This is a genomic window from Anaerotignum sp. (assembly GCF_031981185.1).
Lineage (GTDB): Bacteria > Bacillota > Clostridia > Lachnospirales > Anaerotignaceae > Chakrabartyella.
Map to the genome: position 1 here is coordinate 1 of NZ_DALYUL010000012.1, position 1,547 is coordinate 1,547.

A 1,547-nucleotide genomic window follows, 5' to 3' on the forward strand; every position below is an offset into this window, starting at 1 on the left:
TACATATGCTTGCATCTTATTGATACTAAAGCCTTCTTGTTTTCCCCACCAATTATAAAACCAAGAACAAATTTCTGTAATATAATGTGTATCTTCCTTTTTAAGCGTTACAACACGCACTTGCATTCAAAAACCCCCATGTGTTTACATAATATAATTATTGTTTATAACTAAACGTGATTTAAAAAAACACCCCCACAAAACTCTATTTATATTCAAATAGGCCTTCTGTGAGGATGTTCATTATCATTATTCTTTTTTTAATCAATCAACGGCTAATATTTTTAACGCCTAAGTAAGATTGAGGGTTAACATATGAACCATTTACCAAAACTGAGAAATGACAATGGTTACCTGTTGAAATTCCGGTACTTCCGCATTTTGATATGGTCTGCCCTCTTTTTACCATTGTGCCTTTAGGAACAACAAGGGAAGAGTTATGACCATATAAGGTAGAAAGTCCGCCGCCGTGGTCGATAATAATTGTATAGCCATAGCCATTCATCCAACCAGAATATGTAACCTTTCCTGCCTCTGCTGCAACAATAGCCGAACCGTAAGGTGCGGGAATATCATAACCACTATGGTTCTCACTTCTTCCTGTAACAGGGTTGACTCTGTGTACAAAACCACTGCTTAAGCTTGAGGAAGATGCTGATTTTGCAGGAACCGGCCATCCTAAAGAACCATTTCCAGTATAATACGGTGTTGAGTTACTTGATTGCTGGGAAATCAAATTTAAAACCTGTTGATCCGCCTTTGCATTTGCAGCAATTAATTGCTCTTGCTTTTTAACATCCTTACTGTAAGATGCCACGAGTGCTTTTTATCAGCAATTAAACTATCCATGCTTTTAATTTTTTCTTTTTGCATTTGCACCACTTCAGCCTGGGCCGCATGGTTTTTTGTGATCTCTTCTTTCTTGGCTTGAATAGTAGTCTGAATTGCCTGAAGCTGATCTAAAATATCTTTATCGAAAGACATAATGTCATTTACATACTGCATTCTTAAAAATAAATCAGAAAAACTTTCAGCTTCCAAAAGAATTTCCAGATAGCCTGAGGAACCCTTTTGCTGCAAAAAGCGCATACGACTGCCCAAAAGCTCAAATTGTCTATCTCTTTTTGCAGTTGCTTCTTCTAATTCTTTTTCTGCAGCCTTCAAAGATGCAGTAAGCTCGTCCAAATCTGATTGTGCATTATCCAATTCTGCTTGTAAGCTATTCATAACTTTATCCATGGCATCAATTTCTTGTTCCACAGATAACTGCTTGTTCTTCAAATTGGCAATTTCTTTTTTTGCTTTGTCTGTCTGCTGTGACAGCGTCTTTCTTTTTGCTTCTAATTCCGCAACGGTAGCAGCACCCGTCTGATAGGTGGGAAAAACACCCATGGTCAGAAAAGCCGTTAAAACAAGGCACGTGGCCTTTTTTAATATTTTCATTATAAAAACCTCATTATTATCACAGTTGTCTCTTTATATTATACATATTTTGTGACAATTTTCAACTTTAAAACACAATTTAAATGTTTTTAATTTTCGATTAA

The 1,547-nt window shown here is 36.2% G+C and carries 2 protein-coding genes; both read right to left on the reverse strand.

Annotated elements, in window-relative coordinates; genetic code table 11:
* Positions 1–268: 268 nt before the first annotated feature.
* The gene (locus tag RTK36_RS08290) at positions 269–817 is read right to left on the reverse strand and encodes a M23 family metallopeptidase (protein ID WP_312046127.1); all 549 of its coding nucleotides are present in this window, start codon (positions 815–817) and stop codon (positions 269–271) included.
* Positions 775–1,443, reverse strand: coding sequence for a murein hydrolase activator EnvC family protein (locus RTK36_RS08295; protein ID WP_312046129.1), 669 nt, complete (start codon positions 1,441–1,443; stop codon positions 775–777). Before RTK36_RS08295 ends, RTK36_RS08290 begins: the two co-directional genes overlap by 43 nt.
* Between the last annotated feature and the right edge of the window lie 104 nt (positions 1,444–1,547).